Genomic DNA, 16,382 nt, shown 5'->3' on the forward strand with positions numbered 1-16,382 from the left:
AACGCAGTTGCGTCGCATCCGGCCGCACGCGCGTCGGGTATCGTTGCACGCATGCCGGCCCGTGCGCCGCACGGGCGCCGGCATCCGTCTACCCACCGAACGAGGCCATCCGATGTCCGCCTATGTCATCGACGCTTCCGAGCGTCCTTCCGTCGAAGTCGAACAGTCCTCCGCGCGCTTTCCGGTGCGCCGCGTGTTCTGCGTCGGCCGCAACTACGCCGACCACGCACGCGAAATGGGCGCCGATCCCGACCGCGAGCCGCCGTTCTTCTTCACGAAGCCGGCCGACGCGATCGTCCCGGCAAGCGGCACCGTCCCGTATCCGCCGCTGACGAGCGACCTCCATCACGAAATCGAACTGGTCGTCGCGATCGGCAAGGACGGCCGGTCGATCGACCCGGCCGACGCACTGTCGCACGTGTGGGGCTACGGCGTCGGCGTCGACCTCACGCGCCGCGACCTGCAGGCCGAAGCGAAAAAGCTGAGCCGTCCGTGGGACTGGGCGAAGGGCTTCGACGCGTCGGGCCCCGTGACCGCGCTGCGCGCGGCGACGGCCACCGGCCACCCGGCCGCCGGCCGCATCTGGCTCGCGGTCAACGGCGAAACGCGCCAGCAAGGCGATCTCGCCGACATGATCTGGGCCGTGCCCGACGTCATCGCGTACGTGTCGCGTTCGGTCGAACTGAAGGCCGGCGACCTGATCTTCACCGGCACGCCGGCCGGCGTCGGCGCGCTGCAGCCGGGCGACCGCGTGACGGGCGGCGTCGACGGCGTCGCGGCATTCGAGTTCGTCGTCGGCGCGAAGCCGTAACGGATCAAAGAGGCACGCACGCGGGCGGATGCGGCGCCCGCCGTGCGTTGCGCGTTGCGCGCTGCGGCTCTGGCCGGCCGCAACGGCATTCCGGTTGCTCAGTCGTAGCGGCGCAGGAATTTGTCGGCGACGGCCGGCGGATTCAGCGCTTTCGCCGATTCGTTTTCCAGTGCCTCGGCTGCGTCGTCGTCGCTGATCGACACGAACAGCGTGATGGCTTCCCTCGCTTCGCCCGTGCCGAACAGGCCGTCGCGATCGAGCAGCCGCAACGCCTCGATCATGTCGGCGTGGAGTTGCCGGGAGAACTCCGCGAACCTCGACCGGACAAACGTCGGGCTCAGCACTTCGTCGGCCAGCTTGCCGCAGATCACGTTGAACGGCGACGCTTCCGCCGCCGCGTACGCCCATTCGGAAAAGCCCCACACGTACCACGGATCCGGGTCCGCGACCGCCTGTTGCGCGCGGACCCGGCTCAGCCCTTCGACCGAATTGGCCGCCGGCACCACCGTCATCGCGCCGCTGTCCGTATAAAGCGCGAACGCGTAGAAATGCTCGTCCGGGTGCAACGCCCGCAGCGCCTTGAACGTCGCCCTCGCGGCGTCGGCAATTTCCCGCTGGAAATCAGAAAAGTCGATCATCGCATCCTCGCCCAGTCGCCCTTCGCACTCGCCGGGGAATACGCCTCGCGGATGGTTCGTCGTCTCCCGGCGTTCGATGAATTGTCCGCCAATCGCGCGCGGCACGGTAGCGGGCCGCACCCGCGTTCACTGCGCGGCGTCCCGCGCGTCGAACACCCGCACGCAGACGGCAGCCGCGAGCGCGAGCGCCGCCGACAGCAGCATCATCGCGAACGGCGCATAGCCCGCGTTGCCGGCGGTCAGCACCGCACCCGTCAGCGACGACAGCGCGGCGCCGCCGGCGATCGTCATCGCACCGGCCAGCCCCGACGCGCTGCCCGCCAGCTCCGGCCGCACCGACACGGCACCGGCATGCGCGCCGGGATTGGTCAGCCCGTTGCCGATGCCGACCAGCACGCACGGCCCGAACCACGCGAGCGCGTGCATCGCGCCGCCGAACACCAGCGCGAGGCCGATCAACGGTCCCGCGCACGCGACGACACGACCGCACAGGATCGTCGTCGCCAGCGCGTAGCGGCGCGCGAAACGCGCGGCCAGAAAGCTGCCGCACACGAAACCGGCGGTGATCGTCCCCATGTAGAAACCGATCTCCGCCGGCGAGATGCCGAACAGCGTTTTTGCGGCGAGCGGCGCGCCGGCCAGGAACGCGTAGAACGAGCCCGTCGAAAACGCCATGCAAAGCGCATAGGCCCAGAAACGGCGGGCGCGGAGCAGCGCCGGATACGCGCGAAGCTGCCGCCCTAGACTAGACGACCGGTTCGTGTGCGTTTCGACGAGATCGAACGCGCACCAGCCGAACAGCGCGATGCCGGCCGCGCCAAGCAACCAGAAGCTCGCGCGCCAGCCCACCGTCTGATCGAGTACGCCGCCGAGCGTCGGGCCGAGCATCGGCGCGAACGCGGCCGCCATCGCCGCATAGCCGATCCGGCTCGCCGCGCGGCTGCCGCCGCCGGTGTCGCGGATCGTCGCCATCGACACCGGATAGACCGACGTGATCGCCGCCTGCATCAGCCGGCACGCGAGAAACACGCGGATATCGGTCGCCATCGCGCAGCCGAGCGAGCCGAGCGCGAACACGCCGACGCTCGTCAGCACGATCGGCCTTCGCCCGAACCGGTCCGACAGCGGCCCCATCACGAACTCGAGCGATGCCGCCACCGCCGCGTATCCACCGAGCGACAGCGCGACGAGCGCATAGTCGGCGCGCAGGTCGCGCGCGATCGCCGGCAGCGAAGGCAGGAACAGGCTCAACGGCAGCACCGAGAACGCGCACAGCAGGATCAGCGTCGCGTGTCGAGGCGACGCCGCAGTGGAGTCGATGGGCAGGTTCGGTTGCAAGCGAATGTCCTCCGCGCACGAGCCGCAAGGCCGCGCGCAATGCAAAAAAGTTCTTAGCGGATTTCCGGGGAGCGCGAGAAAGACCGTCGGCGTTCGGCCAGGAGCGGTCAGTCGGCAACAGAGGATAGATCGTCGACGATCTTTAGCCGTGTGACTCGTTTCGGTCCTTGAGATCACGTCGTGGCCTCCGAGACATCTCGATCGGTTCACAAATCAAAATTAGTGTGCCAATATGACCGGCATGGAACTCCGTAACATCCCGAACCACTCTCGTCATCATCACGGTCGTCATCCGATGCGCCGTGGTTCGTTACGTGCATAGCAGGTCCGGGATTGCAGCTCCCCCTTCCAGTACAAACGACCAAGGCGCCTACGGCGCCTTTTTTATTTTTTACCCCGAGGAGGACTCTCATGACCATGATTCGCGGAACACGCTTCATCGTCGGCAAGGACGCCGCGCAAATTCGCGCTCTGGAAACCCAGTTCCGGAGCTATCTTCATTAACGTTGGAGCAGAGGAGGCGATTGTCCCGGCGTTGTGGTCACAAGATACATTTATTCAAAAAGCCGGGGGCAGCGAGATCATTGACCAGATGTGGGCCTTTCCTGATAAGAAGGGACGCGCTTGCTGCCTGATTCCTGAGGCAACGGCACTGTTCCAGGAGCGATGCCGCGAGCTGCTGGGCCGCCAACAGGAGCGGATGTTGTTTTATATCGCTCGATGCTACCGCTATGAACGACCTCAAGCCGGGCGTTACCGCGAATTCTCCCAACTAGGATTTGAGTATCTATGCCCCAACCCTGAATCGGCGGTCAAACGCAGCCAGGAGGTAGCGATCGGCTTTTTCGATTCACTCGGTCTTCGCTATGAAATCGATGATTCGGCCCGCAGAGGCCTCAGCTACTATCTGAACGGCCGGGGCTTCGAAATGCGCTGTACCGAACTAGGAGCACAACAGCAAGTGGTTGGTGGCGGCGCATATCAGGAGGGGGCCGGTTTCGGCATCGGTGCTGAACGACTATTGTTAGCGATGACCGCTCAAGGGCTTGTGTAGCGAGCTCCAATGCCGACGCGGCTTGCGGCTCGGGACAGTCGTAAGTTCCATATCGCCGCCTACACGTAGTCAAGCGATGGCACGAACGTCCGCTTTCCGCAATCTCGACGGTCCCTTGTGGGTCGCCTTCGGTTGTGGGCTTGGGGAATCCGGGCGTTCGAGGCATCGGGCAAAGATCGGCCATTTTGAGACACTCGCAGCCGCTTAAACTGTTGACAACCATCGCTCCCAGACGCGCACCGATCAGCATGAACGCCATCAAACTGTTGAAACCTACAACCGCTTTGCTGCCGAGCTACGTTTCAGCGCTTGAGGCCGGATGGTCGCCTGACAACGTCCGTAAGGAGATCGCTGCACGCGAACAATTGCATGCTATTGATGTTGACGCTGAACGATTCGTGGACGGACTAGACGATCCAACTGCGTCGGGCGGTCCGATTCCTTTACCCGATGGCTCAACCGTCGCGCGGCTCCCGAGCATTGTCCGCTGGATTTGGGACGGCGATTTCAGCGGCGCAATCGGATTTCGTTGGCAGCCCGGAACCGCCGAATTGCCACAATACGTACTCGGACATATTGGCTTCTCAGTGGTGCCGTGGAAGAGAGGCAACGGCTACGCCAAGCAAGCTCTCAATTTGATGCTGGACGAAGCAAAGGTACAAGGGCTTCCCTACGTCGAGCTAACAGTTGATCCAGAGAACATCGCCTCACGGAAGGTAATCTCGGCGTGCAATGGTGTATTGATCGAGCGCTTCACGAAAGCGGCAGCCTACGGATTCGCTGAGACTCTTCGATATCGCATTGAGCTTAACGAATGAGCAACCTATGAGACTCTGTTCGGCCAGGAGCAGCCGTTCGACATCAAGACGTAGATCGCCGACAATCTACGTCACTCGCGGAACTGCTGCTTGCTGCAAGTTCCATCGCTAGATCGGTCACCAATCGCGAATGTTAGAGGATCTCCTGATATGAGCTGGGACGTTTCGCTTTACAAATTCACTCGGCGATACAAAACCATAGAGGAGATTGCGCACGACGAACAGCCACTTTCTCTTGGTTCGCTTTCCGAAGTGCAAGCGGCAGTGTCAGAAATTTTTCCGGGAACGGATTGGAGTGATCCTGTCTGGGGTATTTATGACAATGAGTTCGGCTCGATCGAGTTCAATGTGGGCAAAGACGATCCAGTACAAAGCTTAGGCTTACATGTGCGAGCCAGCGATGCCGTCGTCGTCGGAATTCTCAATCTTTGCGAACGCATAAGTTGTCAAGCTATAGACCTGACCGACGGAAGCTTCCTCGACCAGTCGGAGTTCCCTGCCGCTGGGCTGGCGAAATGGCGTGAATACCGGGATCAGATCATCGGGAAGACTGGTGGCTAATTCTCCCATCCAACGGATGCTGCACGGTAGGCGCAGGCGTTAGCGATATCATCAGGCGTAATGCGCTTCGAGGGCAGTGAAAATACGCCCATGAGCGTCCGCTTCCGAGATGTGTGAACGTCGGCTCGGGGTCGTCAAGCGACATCCACTGAACTCCACGAAGCCCCCCCCGAACAAGTCGGGGGGCGCATAGGTGCCCGCGCAGTGCCGCTACCGGCCCCTGCACCTGCGTACGACTACGATGAAGAATGCCGCTTTCATGCGGAACGGCTCCTGAATGCCTGGCCGACTGCCGGCGATACCGGACGATGGCAGGCGGACGACGCCAGCCACGTCAACGCCCTAACGCACACGCACCGACACGAACTTCCGCGCGTTGTTGCGCTGGATCAGCAGCGCGATCACGCTGCCGTTCGCTTCGAGCGACTGCACGTCGTCCGGCGTCTCGAGCAGCGCGTCGTTGATCTCGAGCACGACATCGCCCGGCTGGATGCCCGCCCTCGCTGCCGGGCCGTGCACCGCGTCCACCATCATCCCGACCGCGAGCCCCGTCGAGCGGCGCTCGTCGTCGCTCAGCGCATGCATCGTCAGCCCCAGGCGATCGCCGCCTTCGCCCGCCGCCGGCCCCGGCCGTGCAGCGGCCTTCGGCGCAACCATGCCGACTGTCGTGCCCGCGCTGCCGGCCGAGTCGTCGGCGCCCGTGATCGTCAGCATCACCGGCGCACGCTTGCGAATCACCCGCAGCGACGCCTTCTCGCCGGGTGACAGCGCGGCGGCCAGGTCGTTCAGTTCGGCCGAGCGGCCGATCGCCTTGTCGCCCAGTTTCACGATCACGTCGCCGGGCCTCACGCCGGCCGCGGCGGCCGGCGAACCGGGCGCGACGCCGTTGACGAGCGCGCCCGCCGGACGCGGCAGCCCAAACGCCGCGGCCAGCCCGATGCCGACATCCTGCACATCGACGCCGAACGCGTTGACGGACGGCGCACCCTGCGCCGGCGCCTGAGCCTGTTGCGCCTGCATCTGCGTCTGTAGCTGCGCCCGCACCTTTGCCGCGAACGCGATCGGGATCGCAAACGTCATGCTCGCGTAGCGGTCGGTGCCCGTATAGACCTGCACCGCGATGCCGATCACGTCGCCCGCGCGATTGAACACGGGGCCGCCCGAGTTGTCGGGATTCGGCGCGATATCGGTTTCGAAGAACGGAAACGCGCTGCCGTCCGGCAGCCGGTGCGACGTCGCGCTGACGATGCCGGCCGTGACCGTGTTGCCCGATCCGTCCGGCGCGCCGATCGTCATCACGGGTTCGCCCGCACGCACCTTCGCCGAATCGCCGATACGCACGAACGGCAGCTTCGTAGCGTTGACACGCAACACGGCGACGTCGCTTTGCGGATCGACGGTCAGCACCGTCGCCTTGAATTCGCGGCGGTCGGTGAGCCGCACCGTCACGTCGGTCGCATCGTCGACCACGTGCGCGGACGTGAGGATCAGGCCGTCGGCACTGACGATGAATCCCGAGCCAGAGCCCGACACCGCGCGCAGTGCCGTGTCGGGCACCGGCGCCTGCGCGCCCTGCGCGGGCGCGGGCGCGGGCGCCGGCGCGCCGCGCCGGAAGAACGCGGCGAGCGGATCGTCGGTATCGAGGATCGCGAAGGACGGCCCGCCGGTTTGCTGGTCGGGCGCGGCGGTCATGATGGTCACGACCGCCGGGCCGTAACGATCGACGATCGCCGGAAAATCGACCGGCATCGCGTAAGGCGCGGCGGCCGGCCTTTCCTTCATGGCAGGTTTGACGGGCGGTGCGAGCGTCCCCGCAATGGCGGCTGGCGGCGGTAGCAAGAAACCGGCAAATACGCCCCCGATCAACGCGGTGCGAAGCACGGCGCGAGCAAGCGTCTGGCGAACCACGGTGCACCTCCCCCGGCAGTCGCGGCGCCGACTTGCGCGAGACGCGCAGGCACCCGACAAGCACCGGTACACGCATCCATTTATAGTCCACGCGGCCCGATGAAACATACGAATCGAAACCCGCATGCCGGGTGATTCAGCGGCCGCGGAGCCGCGACGGCGTTCGTTTCGAACAAAGTGCGCGATTCGTCAATCCGCACAAGTCCGGCGACCGTTCAACCTCCGCCGACCCGCTCCGCAATCGCCGACAACGTCCGCAACATCGGCTCGAATGCATCGGCCGACGTATTACCGAAGCCGAGCACGAGCCCGTTGGCCGCCGACTCCGCATGAATCGAAAAACCCGACAGCGGAAACGGGCCGATGCCATGCGCGCGCGCCGCATCCACGATCGCGCGGTCGCGATAGCGCGCCGGCAGCCGCAGCGCGAGATGCAATCCGCATGGCCCGCCCTCGACCTGATGCGGCACGCTCAGGCTGCCGTCGAGCGCGGCGAGCAGCAACCGCCGCCGGTCGCGATACAGCCGGCGCATCCGCCCCAGATGGCGGCCGTATTCGCCGGTCTCGATGAAATCGGCCAGCGCGAGCTGCACATGGCGCGTCCCGCCGCGCAGCATCTCCGGCAACACCGTCCGCACGGCGGCCAGCAGCGCCTCGGGCAGCACCAGAAAGCCGATCCGCAGCGCCGGAAACATCGTCTTGCTGAACGAGCCGAGATAGACCACGGGCGAATCGGGCGCGAGCCCGTGCATCGCACCGATCGGCTCGCCGGTGTGACGGAATTCGCTGTCGTAATCGTCCTCGATGATCCACGCACGATGCCGGCGCGCGGCATCGATCAGCGCGAGCCGCCGCGAGATCGACAGCACGGCGCCGGTCGGAAACTGGTTCGACGGCGTCGTATAGACGAGGCGCGGCGTCCGCTCGCGCCAGTCGTCCTCTTCCGCGCGCAGCCCTTCCGCGTCGACCGGCATCGGCACGACATCGAGGTCGGCCGCCTGCATCGCGGTGCGCGCGCCGCGATAGCCGGGCTCCTCGACCCACACCGTCTCGCCCGGGTTCGTCAGCAACTGCGCGCACAGCGCAATCGCGCCCTGCGCGCCTTCGGTGATCACGATCTGCTCGGGATCGCAGCGCACGCCGCGCGTCACGGCCAGGTGCCGCGCGATCGATTCGCGCAGCGCGGGTTCGCCGAGCGGATCGCCATAGGCGAGCAGGTCGCGGGCGGCACGGCGCAGCGCGCGGTCGATCGCGTGCCGCCACGCATCCACCGGGAAATGTGACAGCGCGGGAACGCCCGGCCGGAAGCCCTCCGATTCGCCGCTGCCGACGAGGCTCGGGCGAATCCGGCCGAGCCGCTGCGCGACGGCCGGCGGCGCGGCACGCCGGTGCGGCGGCGCCGGCCGCGACAGCCCGACGACGCGCGTGCCGCGGCGGTCGGACTGCAGGAAGCCTTCGGCGACGAGCTGCTCGTAGACGGCGGCCGTCGTGTTGCGCGACACGCCGAGCGTCTCGGCCAGCGCGCGCGTGCCGGGCAGCCGCGTGCCGGCGGGCATCGCGCCGCCGAGAATCGCGTCGCGCACGCGGCGCAGCAACTGGCGCTGCAGCGAGGGCGCGCCCGGCGTGCGCGCCAGCGGCGCGTCGAGCGGCAGCAACGGAGAGTCGCCGGAAGGAAAGGCAGTCGTCACCGGAACATCGCAGCGTGAAAGTGTCGGAACGTGGCGCACGGACCGTGGCACCATAAATTTTCCGGCCTGTGGCGCTTTTCATGGTACCTCGCCGCGACTACGATCGTCTGCATGCCGGCATGTCGCCGGCCGCCAACCGAAGCGAGATCGACCTTGTCCACGCTCACCAACGCCTTCCAGCAACCCATCGGCCACCCCGTTCCCGACTGGTCCGCGCGCCCGCGCCCCGAGCGCATCGCGCTCGAGGGCCGCTACTGCCGGCTCGAACCGCTCGACGCCGAGCGCCACGCGGCCGATCTGTACGCCGCCTATGCGCAGGCGCCCGACGGCAGCGACTGGACCTATCTCGCGCACGGGCCGTACGCCGACGAGTCGGGCTACCGCGACTACGCGCGCGGCGCGCAGGCGAGCGCCGATCCGCTGCACTACACGGTGATCGACGTTGCCACGGGCCGCGCGGTCGGCACGCTCGCGCTGATGCGCATCGATCCGGCCAACGGCGTGATCGAGGTCGGCTCCGTCACGTTCTCGCCGCGGCTCAAGCGCACGCCCGTGTCGACCGAAGCGCAGTACCTGCTGATGAAGTACGCGTTCGACACGCTCGGCTACCGGCGCTACGAATGGAAGTGCGACGACCTGAACGCGCCGTCGCGCAAGGCGGCCGCGCGGCTCGGCTTCCGCTACGAAGGCACGTTCCGGCAGGCGATCGTCTACAAGGGCCGCAGTCGCGACACCGCGTGGTATTCGATCGTCGACGGCGAATGGCCGGCCGTGCGCGCCGCGTTCGACGCGTGGCTCGCGCCGGAGAACTTCGATGCACACGGCGAGCAACGCCAGTCGCTCACCGCGATCCGCCACGCGCAGGCGAACGCGCGCGACGCAGCCGCCCGCGCGAACGACGCGACGCGCGTCACGGTGCGTCCGCTCGTCGCCGCCGACGAAGCTGCGTGGCGCCCGCTGTGGCAGGGTTATCAGAAGTTCTACGACACCGCGCTGAGCGATGCCGTGTTCGCGACGACGTGGGCGCGCCTGATGGATCCCGCCGAGCCGATGTTCGTGCTCGGCGCATTCGACGCATCGGGTGCGCTGGTCGGGATCGTGCATTCGATCTACCACCGCTCGTGCTGGACCGAAGGGCCGTACTGCTACCTGCAGGACCTGTACACGGCGCCCGACGCACGCGGGCAAGGCGCGGGCGGCGCGCTGATCGAGGCCGTGTACGAACGCGCCCGCGAAGCCGGCGCGAGCCGCGTGTACTGGCTCACGCATGAAACCAACACGACCGCGCGCGCGCTGTACGACAGGCTCGCGAACAATGCCGGGTTCATCCAGTACCGGCACGATCTGAAGAAGTAACGCGGCTCAGCGGCCGGCCGGCGTTCAGTCGAGAACGTCGGCCGGATCCCTTGAAGCGTCGTCCTCGGGCGCAACGTCCGCGCGCGCCGCGCCGGCCGCGCACGGCACCGACGCCGGGCAGATCATCTCGTCGCCGTTCGCGGGCACGGGCCGCCGCACCGGCCGGAACACCGGCTCACCGGGCTCGATCGGCCGCCCCGAGATCGCACAGCGGCCCGGCTGCAACGCGACGCGCAGGCGCCAACGCTGCTCGCCGTAATGGCAACGGCCGCTCTCGACCCAGCGAATCAGCAACCCGTCGTCGCCGGCCTCCAGCACCGTGACGAACAGTTGCGGGCGCAACGGCGACACCGCGGCCGACGCTTGCTCCGGAACCGGCGCGCGGCCGATCGTCACGAGCGGATGCGCGACGCCGCCACCGTGCGGTGGCATCGCATCGTGTTCGCCAGATGACGGCGCTTCGCTCGACAGGTCTTCTTCGCAAATCCGGCTTTCCATGGTGTTCGGCATGCTTGACGGGTTGACGTGCAGGTTGAACGGCACCGGCGCCGCGCTCAGCGCCGGCCCATCGGTTCGCGCAGCAGCGACAGGCCGATCGCCGCGCCGGCGACGGCGGCCGCGAGCATCAGCGCGATACCGCCCGACCAGCCGAACGCGCCGACGATCGCGCCGATCGCCAGCGGCCCGATCACCTGTCCGAGATAGTTGCCCTGCACGACCCAGCCGATGCCGAGCGGCGCGAGCGATGGCGACGGCGCGGAGCCCGGCGCGTATGCGAGGATCGTCGCGGGCAGCATCCCCGCCATTGCCGAGAAAACGAAACCCAGTGCGACCGCAAACGGCGCGGGTGTCGCCGCGCTGAAGAGCCCGGCGCCGGCCGTGCCGATCGCGACCGACGTCGCGGCCATCACGATCCCCGGCCGCGCGCCGCGCGACAGCAGCCAACCGGCCGTCAGGTTGCCGATCACGCACGAAGCGACGATCGCCGCGCTGATCAGCCCCGCCGCGCCGACCGCGACGCCGAGGCGTTGCATCAGGAAGACCGGCAGGAACGTCACCACCGCGAAGAACTGCACGTTGTAGGTCGCGAAGCCCAGCGCGAGCAGCGTCGTCGAGCGCGACGCGAGCACGGCGCGCAGCGCCGGCCCGATGCGCGTCGAAGCGGCCTGCCGCGACGGCGAGTCGGCGGACGTCGTGACGGGCACCGCGACGGCCGCGACGAGCGTCAGTGCCGCGGCCGCGAGCCAACCGTTGCGCCAACCCCCGAGCAACGGCCCGACGAGCATCGACAGCGCCATGCCGGCCGGCATGAAGGTGCTCCAGAGGCCGAACACGACGTTGCGACGCCCGGGCGGCGTCACGCGGTTCAGCACGGCCGGCGCGGCCACGACCACGATCACGAAACCGAGCCCCTCGGCGAAGCGCGTCGTCAGCAGCAACGCGAAGCTGCCCGCCCACGCGCCGGCTACACTCGACGCGCCGAGGATGACGAGGCCCGCCATCAGCAGCAGCCGGTCGCCCCAGCGGCGCACCAGCAGGCCGGCCGCGATCCCGCTGAACACGCCGACGAACGGAAACACCGACATGATCCCGCTCAGCGATGCGAGCGAGCCGCCGAACTCGTGCTGAAGCGACGGCAATGCGATCGTCGCCTTGCCGACGTGCAACGCCGACACGATGCTCGCCAGCACGACGTTCGCGACGGCGGCCCGGTAACTGCGCGCAGGCAGCGTGGCGGCGTTGGCCGCGACAGGCGATTCGGTCATCTCCACCTCCGTTGGGGCCGCCGCGCGCAACGGGATGTCCCGCGCGGCCGCGATCGGACTGGCGCACATGATACAAATTGAAGTTAACTTCAAGTAAAGGGAAAGTTGCGCAACGATGCGTTTCGCCGATCGCTGTAATGGGCCGGCGCGACAGCGACGGCATCCTGATCTAAGCTGTCGGCTTCGCCCGACAATGATGCGCACATACGCATGCCGACCGCCTCGCCCGCTCCCGATGCCACGCTTCCGCTCGACTTGGTCTGGTCGACCTTCCCCCACCGCAAGGCCGCCGTGCGCACCTTCATCGCCGGGTACTGCGCCGCGCGCAACCGCCGCGACGCGCCGCTGCACGACAGCCCGGACGGCCAGGTCGTGCGGTTCGACGCCGGCATGGGCCGGCCTTTCGAGCATTTCATGATCGAGGGTGCGCCCGCGCGCAGCGACGGCCCGTTTGCCGTCGGCGCATGGATCACGCGCTATGGCGCCGCGCCGTTGCCGCTTGCGCTGCAAGGCAGGACGCGCCGGCTGTCGGACGAGCATTTCATGGCCGCCGATATCGGCGCGCTGTCCAGCGACGACGCACTCGCGGAAGCACTCGCCTGTCACACGCCGGACGACATCGCGGCGTTCAATGCGAGCGCGTCATTCCCGCCGTTCCAGCGGAATCCGGCCGCGTTCCTGTTCGCGCACCGGTTGGACGGGCAAATCGCGGCCACCGCGCGCTACGGCTTCGCGTCGGCGCGCGATATCGCCGTCGACCGGGTCGCGACGGCGGACGCATACCGGCGCCGTGGCCTCGCGACGCAACTGCTCGCCGCGATCGTCGCGCATGCGCGGCAGCGTGGTGCGCAGCGTGTATGGCTCGTGTCGACCGAGGCCGGTCAGCCGCTGTACCGCGCCGCCGGATTCACGCCGCTCGCACCGGTCGCGGTGGACGAAGTCGTCGCCTGAGCGCGCTTCGCCCCACGCCAGCCATCCCCGTTCGTCTCGCGATTCGTCTCATTTCGCTGAGACGAACGTCCCGGCGTCTCACCCGACCCGCGACTGCGCAATCGCAGCAAACTTCACGCACGATTCTCGTCATATCGCTTCCGGCAAACGTGTCGCGCAATGGTGCGTCGCACGCTTCCGCCCCTGTCCGACCACCCCGCACCGCCCCGATTCACGCTGGCCCCGTTCCTGCATACCGTTCGATCGCGCAATCGCGCGACGGGCGCACCGGCAGCGACGCCTCACGCCCGACGACAACCTGACGGAGACAGCAACGTGAGTACACCGGCACCGACTACCGCCCGCAGCATGAAAGCCGCCGTCTGGCGCGGCCGCCACGACATCCGCGTCGAAGAGGTTCCCGTTCCGGAGCGCCCGCCGGCAGGCTGGGTCACGATTCGTGTGCACTGGTGCGGCATCTGCGGCTCCGACCTGCACGAATACGTCGCGGGCCCCGTGTTCATCCCGGTCGATGCGCCGCATCCGCTGACGGGACTGAAGGGCCAGTGCATCCTCGGCCACGAGTTCAGCGGCGAGATCGCCGAACTCGGCGCGGGCGTGACGGGCTTCGCGGTCGGCGACCGCGTGACGGCCGACGCGTGCCAGCATTGCGGCACATGCTGGTATTGCAGGCACGGGCTGTACAACATCTGCGAAAACCTCGCGTTTACCGGGCTGATGAACAACGGCGCGTTCGCCGAATACGTGAACGTGCCTGCCGAGCTGCTGTACAAGCTGCCCGACAACTTCCCGACCGAAGCCGGCGCGCTGATCGAACCGCTCGCGGTCGGGCTGCACGCGGTGAAGAAGGCCGGCAGCATCGTCGGGCAGACCGTCGTCGTGGTCGGCGCGGGCACGATCGGCCTGTGCACGATCATGTGTGCGAAGGCCGCGGGCGCCGGGCGCGTGATCGCGCTCGAAATGTCGGCCGCGCGCAAGCAGAAGGCGCTGGAGGTCGGCGCGAGCGTCGTCATCGATCCGAAGACGTCCGACGCGATCGCGGAAGTCAAGGCGCTGACGGGCGGCTACGGCGCCGACGTGTCGTTCGAGTGCATCGGGCACACGGCCACCGCGAAGCTGGCGATCGACGTGATCCGCAAGGCCGGCAAGTCGGTGATGGTCGGCATCTTCGAGGAACCGACGTCGTTCAACTTCTTCGACATCGTGTCGACCGAGAAGGAAGTGATCGGCTCGCTCGCGTACAACGGCGAATTCGCGGACGTGATCCGCTTCATTGCCGACGGCCGCATCGACGTGCAGCCGCTCATCACCGGACGCATCGCGCTCGGCGACATCGTCGCGCACGGCTTCGAGGAACTGGTCAACCACAAGGACCGGAACGTGAAGATCATCGTCCAGCCAGACGTCGCCTGACGGCGCACGCGGCCGCGGCCGCGGCGACGATTCGTGCCGCGGCACGCGTGCTGTTGTTCCACCCGCAAGCATCGCCACGCGCCCGGGCGACGCATCCGATTGCCGACGATTCCCCTCCGGCGCCCTGTTCCCTGCCGTCGTCATCCGAAGCGGACCTCGTGCTGCTTTTCGTTCGGACACGAAGATTAAAAGCATTCGCAATCCAAACCATCAGCCGCAATGCGCCCCCGCCGAACAAGCGCCCCGGTGTCGACAGAAACGTGGCGCGACGCGATCCTCCGCTGCACGGCGCGACCCGGCCTCCCGGATCACGCAGCCGGCCGCAAACGGCCGTTGCGGCACCGCAGCCCGGCGCGATTCTTCGATATACTGGACCGAACCCTTTTCAGGGCAACCGCGGGCAACCACGCCCGTCGCGCGTTCGCCCCAACCTGCGTGGAATTGCGTACCGTGAAACCGCGAGCCGGCCTGATTCTCGAACTCTTCGTCAACCTGCTGCTGCCCTGGGTCGCGTACCGGGTCGCGCATCCGTATTTCGGCGAAACCGGCGCACTGTACGCGTCGGCGGTTCCGCCCATCATCTGGTCGATCGTCGAATTCGTCCGCTCGCGCCGCGTCGATGCGGTGGCGGCCGTCGTGCTGCTCGGCATCGCGCTGTCGATCGCCGGAATGGCGTTCGGCGGCAGCCCGCGCACGCTGCTGATGCGCGAATCGCTCGCGTCGGGCACGATCGGCATCGTGTTCCTGCTGTCCCTGTTCCGCGAACGTCCGCTGATCTTCTATCTCGCCCGCGCCACCGTGGCGCGGGAAATGGCCGGCGGCGCCGCGCACTTCGAATCGGTCTGGGCCGCACAGCCGGGGCTGCGGCAGATGCTCCGCCGGATGACCTTCGTGTGGGGCGCCTTCATGACGCTGGAGATGCTGCTGCGCTGCTGGATGGTCGTGACCTGGCCCGTCGAGCGCGTGCTGGTCGTGTCGCCGATCATGGGCTACACCGTGTTCGGCTGTCTGCTGATGTGGACGTTCTGGTACCGGCGGCGGATGCGCGTACGCAACAGCGTCGACATCCCGACCCGCGACGGCGTCACCGAGGTCGCCGGCCGCTGACGGCCGCCCGGCCGGCGCCGGCGCGGCGGCATGTCGCCGCGCCTGCTGTATGATGCGCGGCGTCTTGTCCGACCTATGCGTTTCCTGTCATGTCCCTTTCGCTCCTTCCGTGCGCCACGATCTGGCTCGCCCTGTTCGCGGCCGCCGCACTCGTGTGGCATCGCCCGCAGCACGGCCTGAGCCTCATCCTGGCCGCGCTCGGCTATGCCGGCGCGCTGGCGTTCGGCAAGCTCGAGCCGGTCGCGCTGGCGCCGCTCGCGCTGCTGGCCGCGGCCGCATGGGGCGTGTCGCCCGCACGCCCGCTCGCGGTGCGGATCGCCGCGCACGCGGTGTTTGCCGCGCTCGCGATCGCGCTGAGCCTGCACCTGGTCCCCGGTTTCCACAATCCGCTCGTGATCGCCCCGACGCGCTTCACGCCGGACGCCGTGCCGTTCACGATGTACCTGAATCTCGACAAGCCGCTGATCGGCCTGTGGCTGCTGTGGGTGCTGCCGTGGGTCGCACCCGACGTCGCGCTGTCGCGCGCGCTGCGCACGGGCGCGGTGGCGGCTGTCGCGACGGCCGCTGCGTGCCTGGCCGGCGCGCTCGCGTTCGGGATGGTCGGCTGGGCACCCAAATGGCCCGCGTCGGGCTGGCTATGGCTCGTGAACAACCTGCTGCTCGTGACGCTCGCCGAGGAAGCGCTGTTCCGCGGCTACGTGCAAGGCGGGCTGACGCGCGCGCTCCACGCGTTCACATGGGGCCCGTGGGCCGCGCTCGCGATCGGCGCGGTGCTGTTCGGCGCCGCGCACGCGGCCGGCGGCTGGCAATGGATCGTGCTCGGCACGGTGGCCGGCATCGGCTACGGCCTCGCGTGGCGGCGCGGCGGACTGCTCGCCTCCGCGCTCGCGCATGCGGGGCTGAACGTCGTCCACTTCGGGCTGTTCACCTACCCGATGCTCGACGCCGCCCGCTGACCCCGGCTCGCGGCACC

Annotated in this window: 15 protein-coding genes; 9 read left to right on the plus strand and 6 right to left on the minus strand. The window is 67.8% G+C overall.

The features are described 5' to 3' along the window. The first annotated feature begins 112 nt into the window (after window positions 1-112). A complete protein-coding gene (locus BT264_RS16190) occupies window positions 113-811 on the plus strand; it encodes a fumarylacetoacetate hydrolase family protein (protein WP_072438717.1) in 699 nt (232 codons plus the stop codon). A 98-nt stretch (window positions 812-909) separates the two neighbouring features. Here BT264_RS16190 and BT264_RS16195 read toward each other — a convergent pair whose 3' ends face one another. Continuing rightward, window positions 910-1,449: a DUF4303 domain-containing protein gene (locus BT264_RS16195; RefSeq protein ID WP_072439079.1), complete on the minus strand. Its 540-nt coding sequence runs from the start codon at window positions 1,447-1,449 to the stop codon at window positions 910-912. A 126-nt stretch (window positions 1,450-1,575) separates the two neighbouring features. Then, window positions 1,576-2,787, minus strand: coding sequence for an MFS transporter (locus BT264_RS16200; RefSeq protein WP_072438718.1), 1,212 nt, complete (start codon window positions 2,785-2,787; stop codon window positions 1,576-1,578). Between the two features lie 499 nt (window positions 2,788-3,286). Here BT264_RS16200 and BT264_RS16205 point away from each other — a divergent pair, with 499 nt between their 5' ends. From BT264_RS16205 to BT264_RS38245, 3 genes are all read left to right on the plus strand, one after another. Beyond that, window positions 3,287-3,841, plus strand: coding sequence for an ATP phosphoribosyltransferase regulatory subunit (locus BT264_RS16205; RefSeq protein ID WP_256260649.1), 555 nt, complete (start codon window positions 3,287-3,289; stop codon window positions 3,839-3,841). 248 nt (window positions 3,842-4,089) lie between these two features. Next, a complete protein-coding gene (locus tag BT264_RS16210; RefSeq protein WP_072438722.1) occupies window positions 4,090-4,659 on the plus strand; it encodes a GNAT family N-acetyltransferase in 570 nt (189 codons plus the stop codon). A gap of 150 nt (window positions 4,660-4,809) precedes the next feature. Next, window positions 4,810-5,220 (plus strand): hypothetical protein, encoded by a 411-nt coding sequence (locus BT264_RS38245; protein WP_072438724.1) that lies wholly within the window; start codon window positions 4,810-4,812, stop codon window positions 5,218-5,220. A gap of 342 nt (window positions 5,221-5,562) precedes the next feature. On the opposite strand, the gene BT264_RS16220 is transcribed toward BT264_RS38245, so the two are convergent. Further along, window positions 5,563-7,128 carry a trypsin-like peptidase domain-containing protein gene (locus BT264_RS16220; protein WP_072438726.1) on the minus strand — a complete coding sequence of 522 codons (1,566 nt, stop codon included), beginning with the start codon at window positions 7,126-7,128 and terminating at the stop codon, window positions 5,563-5,565. 215 nt (window positions 7,129-7,343) lie between these two features. Beyond that, entirely contained in the window at window positions 7,344-8,816 is a 1,473-nt protein-coding gene (locus BT264_RS16225; protein WP_072438728.1) for a MocR-like pyridoxine biosynthesis transcription factor PdxR, read from the minus strand. Window positions 8,817-8,969: 153 nt separating this feature from the next. Here BT264_RS16225 and BT264_RS16230 point away from each other — a divergent pair, with 153 nt between their 5' ends. After that, window positions 8,970-10,172: a GNAT family N-acetyltransferase gene (locus BT264_RS16230; protein ID WP_072438730.1), complete on the plus strand. Its 1,203-nt coding sequence runs from the start codon at window positions 8,970-8,972 to the stop codon at window positions 10,170-10,172. 24 nt (window positions 10,173-10,196) lie between these two features. Here the strand turns inward: BT264_RS16230 and BT264_RS16235 are convergent, their stop codons facing one another. Continuing rightward, window positions 10,197-10,682: a DUF3331 domain-containing protein gene (locus BT264_RS16235; RefSeq protein WP_072438731.1), complete on the minus strand. Its 486-nt coding sequence runs from the start codon at window positions 10,680-10,682 to the stop codon at window positions 10,197-10,199. Between the two features lie 44 nt (window positions 10,683-10,726). Beyond that, window positions 10,727-11,938: an MFS transporter gene (locus BT264_RS16240; protein ID WP_072438733.1), complete on the minus strand. Its 1,212-nt coding sequence runs from the start codon at window positions 11,936-11,938 to the stop codon at window positions 10,727-10,729. Window positions 11,939-12,148: 210 nt separating this feature from the next. On the opposite strand from BT264_RS16240, the gene BT264_RS16245 reads away from it, so the two are divergent. From BT264_RS16245 to BT264_RS16265, 4 genes are all read left to right on the plus strand, one after another. Further along, window positions 12,149-12,889 carry a GNAT family N-acetyltransferase gene (locus tag BT264_RS16245; RefSeq protein ID WP_072438735.1) on the plus strand — a complete coding sequence of 247 codons (741 nt, stop codon included), beginning with the start codon at window positions 12,149-12,151 and terminating at the stop codon, window positions 12,887-12,889. A gap of 348 nt (window positions 12,890-13,237) precedes the next feature. Then, entirely contained in the window at window positions 13,238-14,302 is a 1,065-nt protein-coding gene (locus BT264_RS16255; protein WP_072438739.1) for a 2,3-butanediol dehydrogenase, read from the plus strand. A gap of 450 nt (window positions 14,303-14,752) precedes the next feature. Continuing rightward, window positions 14,753-15,409, plus strand: a complete 657-nt coding sequence (locus BT264_RS16260) for a VC0807 family protein (RefSeq protein WP_072439081.1) — start codon at window positions 14,753-14,755, stop codon at window positions 15,407-15,409. Window positions 15,410-15,498: 89 nt separating this feature from the next. Then, the gene (locus BT264_RS16265; RefSeq protein WP_072438741.1) at window positions 15,499-16,365 is read left to right on the plus strand and encodes a CPBP family intramembrane glutamic endopeptidase; all 867 of its coding nucleotides are present in this window, start codon (window positions 15,499-15,501) and stop codon (window positions 16,363-16,365) included. Window positions 16,366-16,382: the final 17 nt, after the last annotated feature.

The sequence above is a fragment of the Burkholderia sp. NFPP32 genome (assembly GCF_900119325.1).
Lineage (GTDB): Bacteria > Pseudomonadota > Gammaproteobacteria > Burkholderiales > Burkholderiaceae > Burkholderia > Burkholderia pyrrocinia_C.

Excerpts from the sequence above, each read along its gene's own strand:
- BT264_RS16190 (WP_072438717.1), top strand. The coding sequence starts at position 113 with ATGTCCGCCTATGTCATCGACGCTTCCGAGCGTCCTTCCGTCGAAGTC.
- BT264_RS16195 (WP_072439079.1), bottom strand. The coding sequence starts at position 1,449 with ATGATCGACTTTTCTGATTTCCAGCGGGAAATTGCCGACGCCGCGAGG.
- BT264_RS16265 (WP_072438741.1), top strand. The coding sequence starts at position 15,499 with ATGTCCCTTTCGCTCCTTCCGTGCGCCACGATCTGGCTCGCCCTGTTC.
- BT264_RS16235 (WP_072438731.1), bottom strand. The coding sequence starts at position 10,682 with ATGCCGAACACCATGGAAAGCCGGATTTGCGAAGAAGACCTGTCGAGC.
- BT264_RS16245 (WP_072438735.1), top strand. The coding sequence starts at position 12,149 with ATGCCGACCGCCTCGCCCGCTCCCGATGCCACGCTTCCGCTCGACTTG.
- BT264_RS16240 (WP_072438733.1), bottom strand. The coding sequence starts at position 11,938 with ATGACCGAATCGCCTGTCGCGGCCAACGCCGCCACGCTGCCTGCGCGC.
- BT264_RS38245 (WP_072438724.1), top strand. The coding sequence starts at position 4,810 with ATGAGCTGGGACGTTTCGCTTTACAAATTCACTCGGCGATACAAAACC.
- BT264_RS16210 (WP_072438722.1), top strand. The coding sequence starts at position 4,090 with ATGAACGCCATCAAACTGTTGAAACCTACAACCGCTTTGCTGCCGAGC.
- BT264_RS16255 (WP_072438739.1), top strand. The coding sequence starts at position 13,238 with ATGAAAGCCGCCGTCTGGCGCGGCCGCCACGACATCCGCGTCGAAGAG.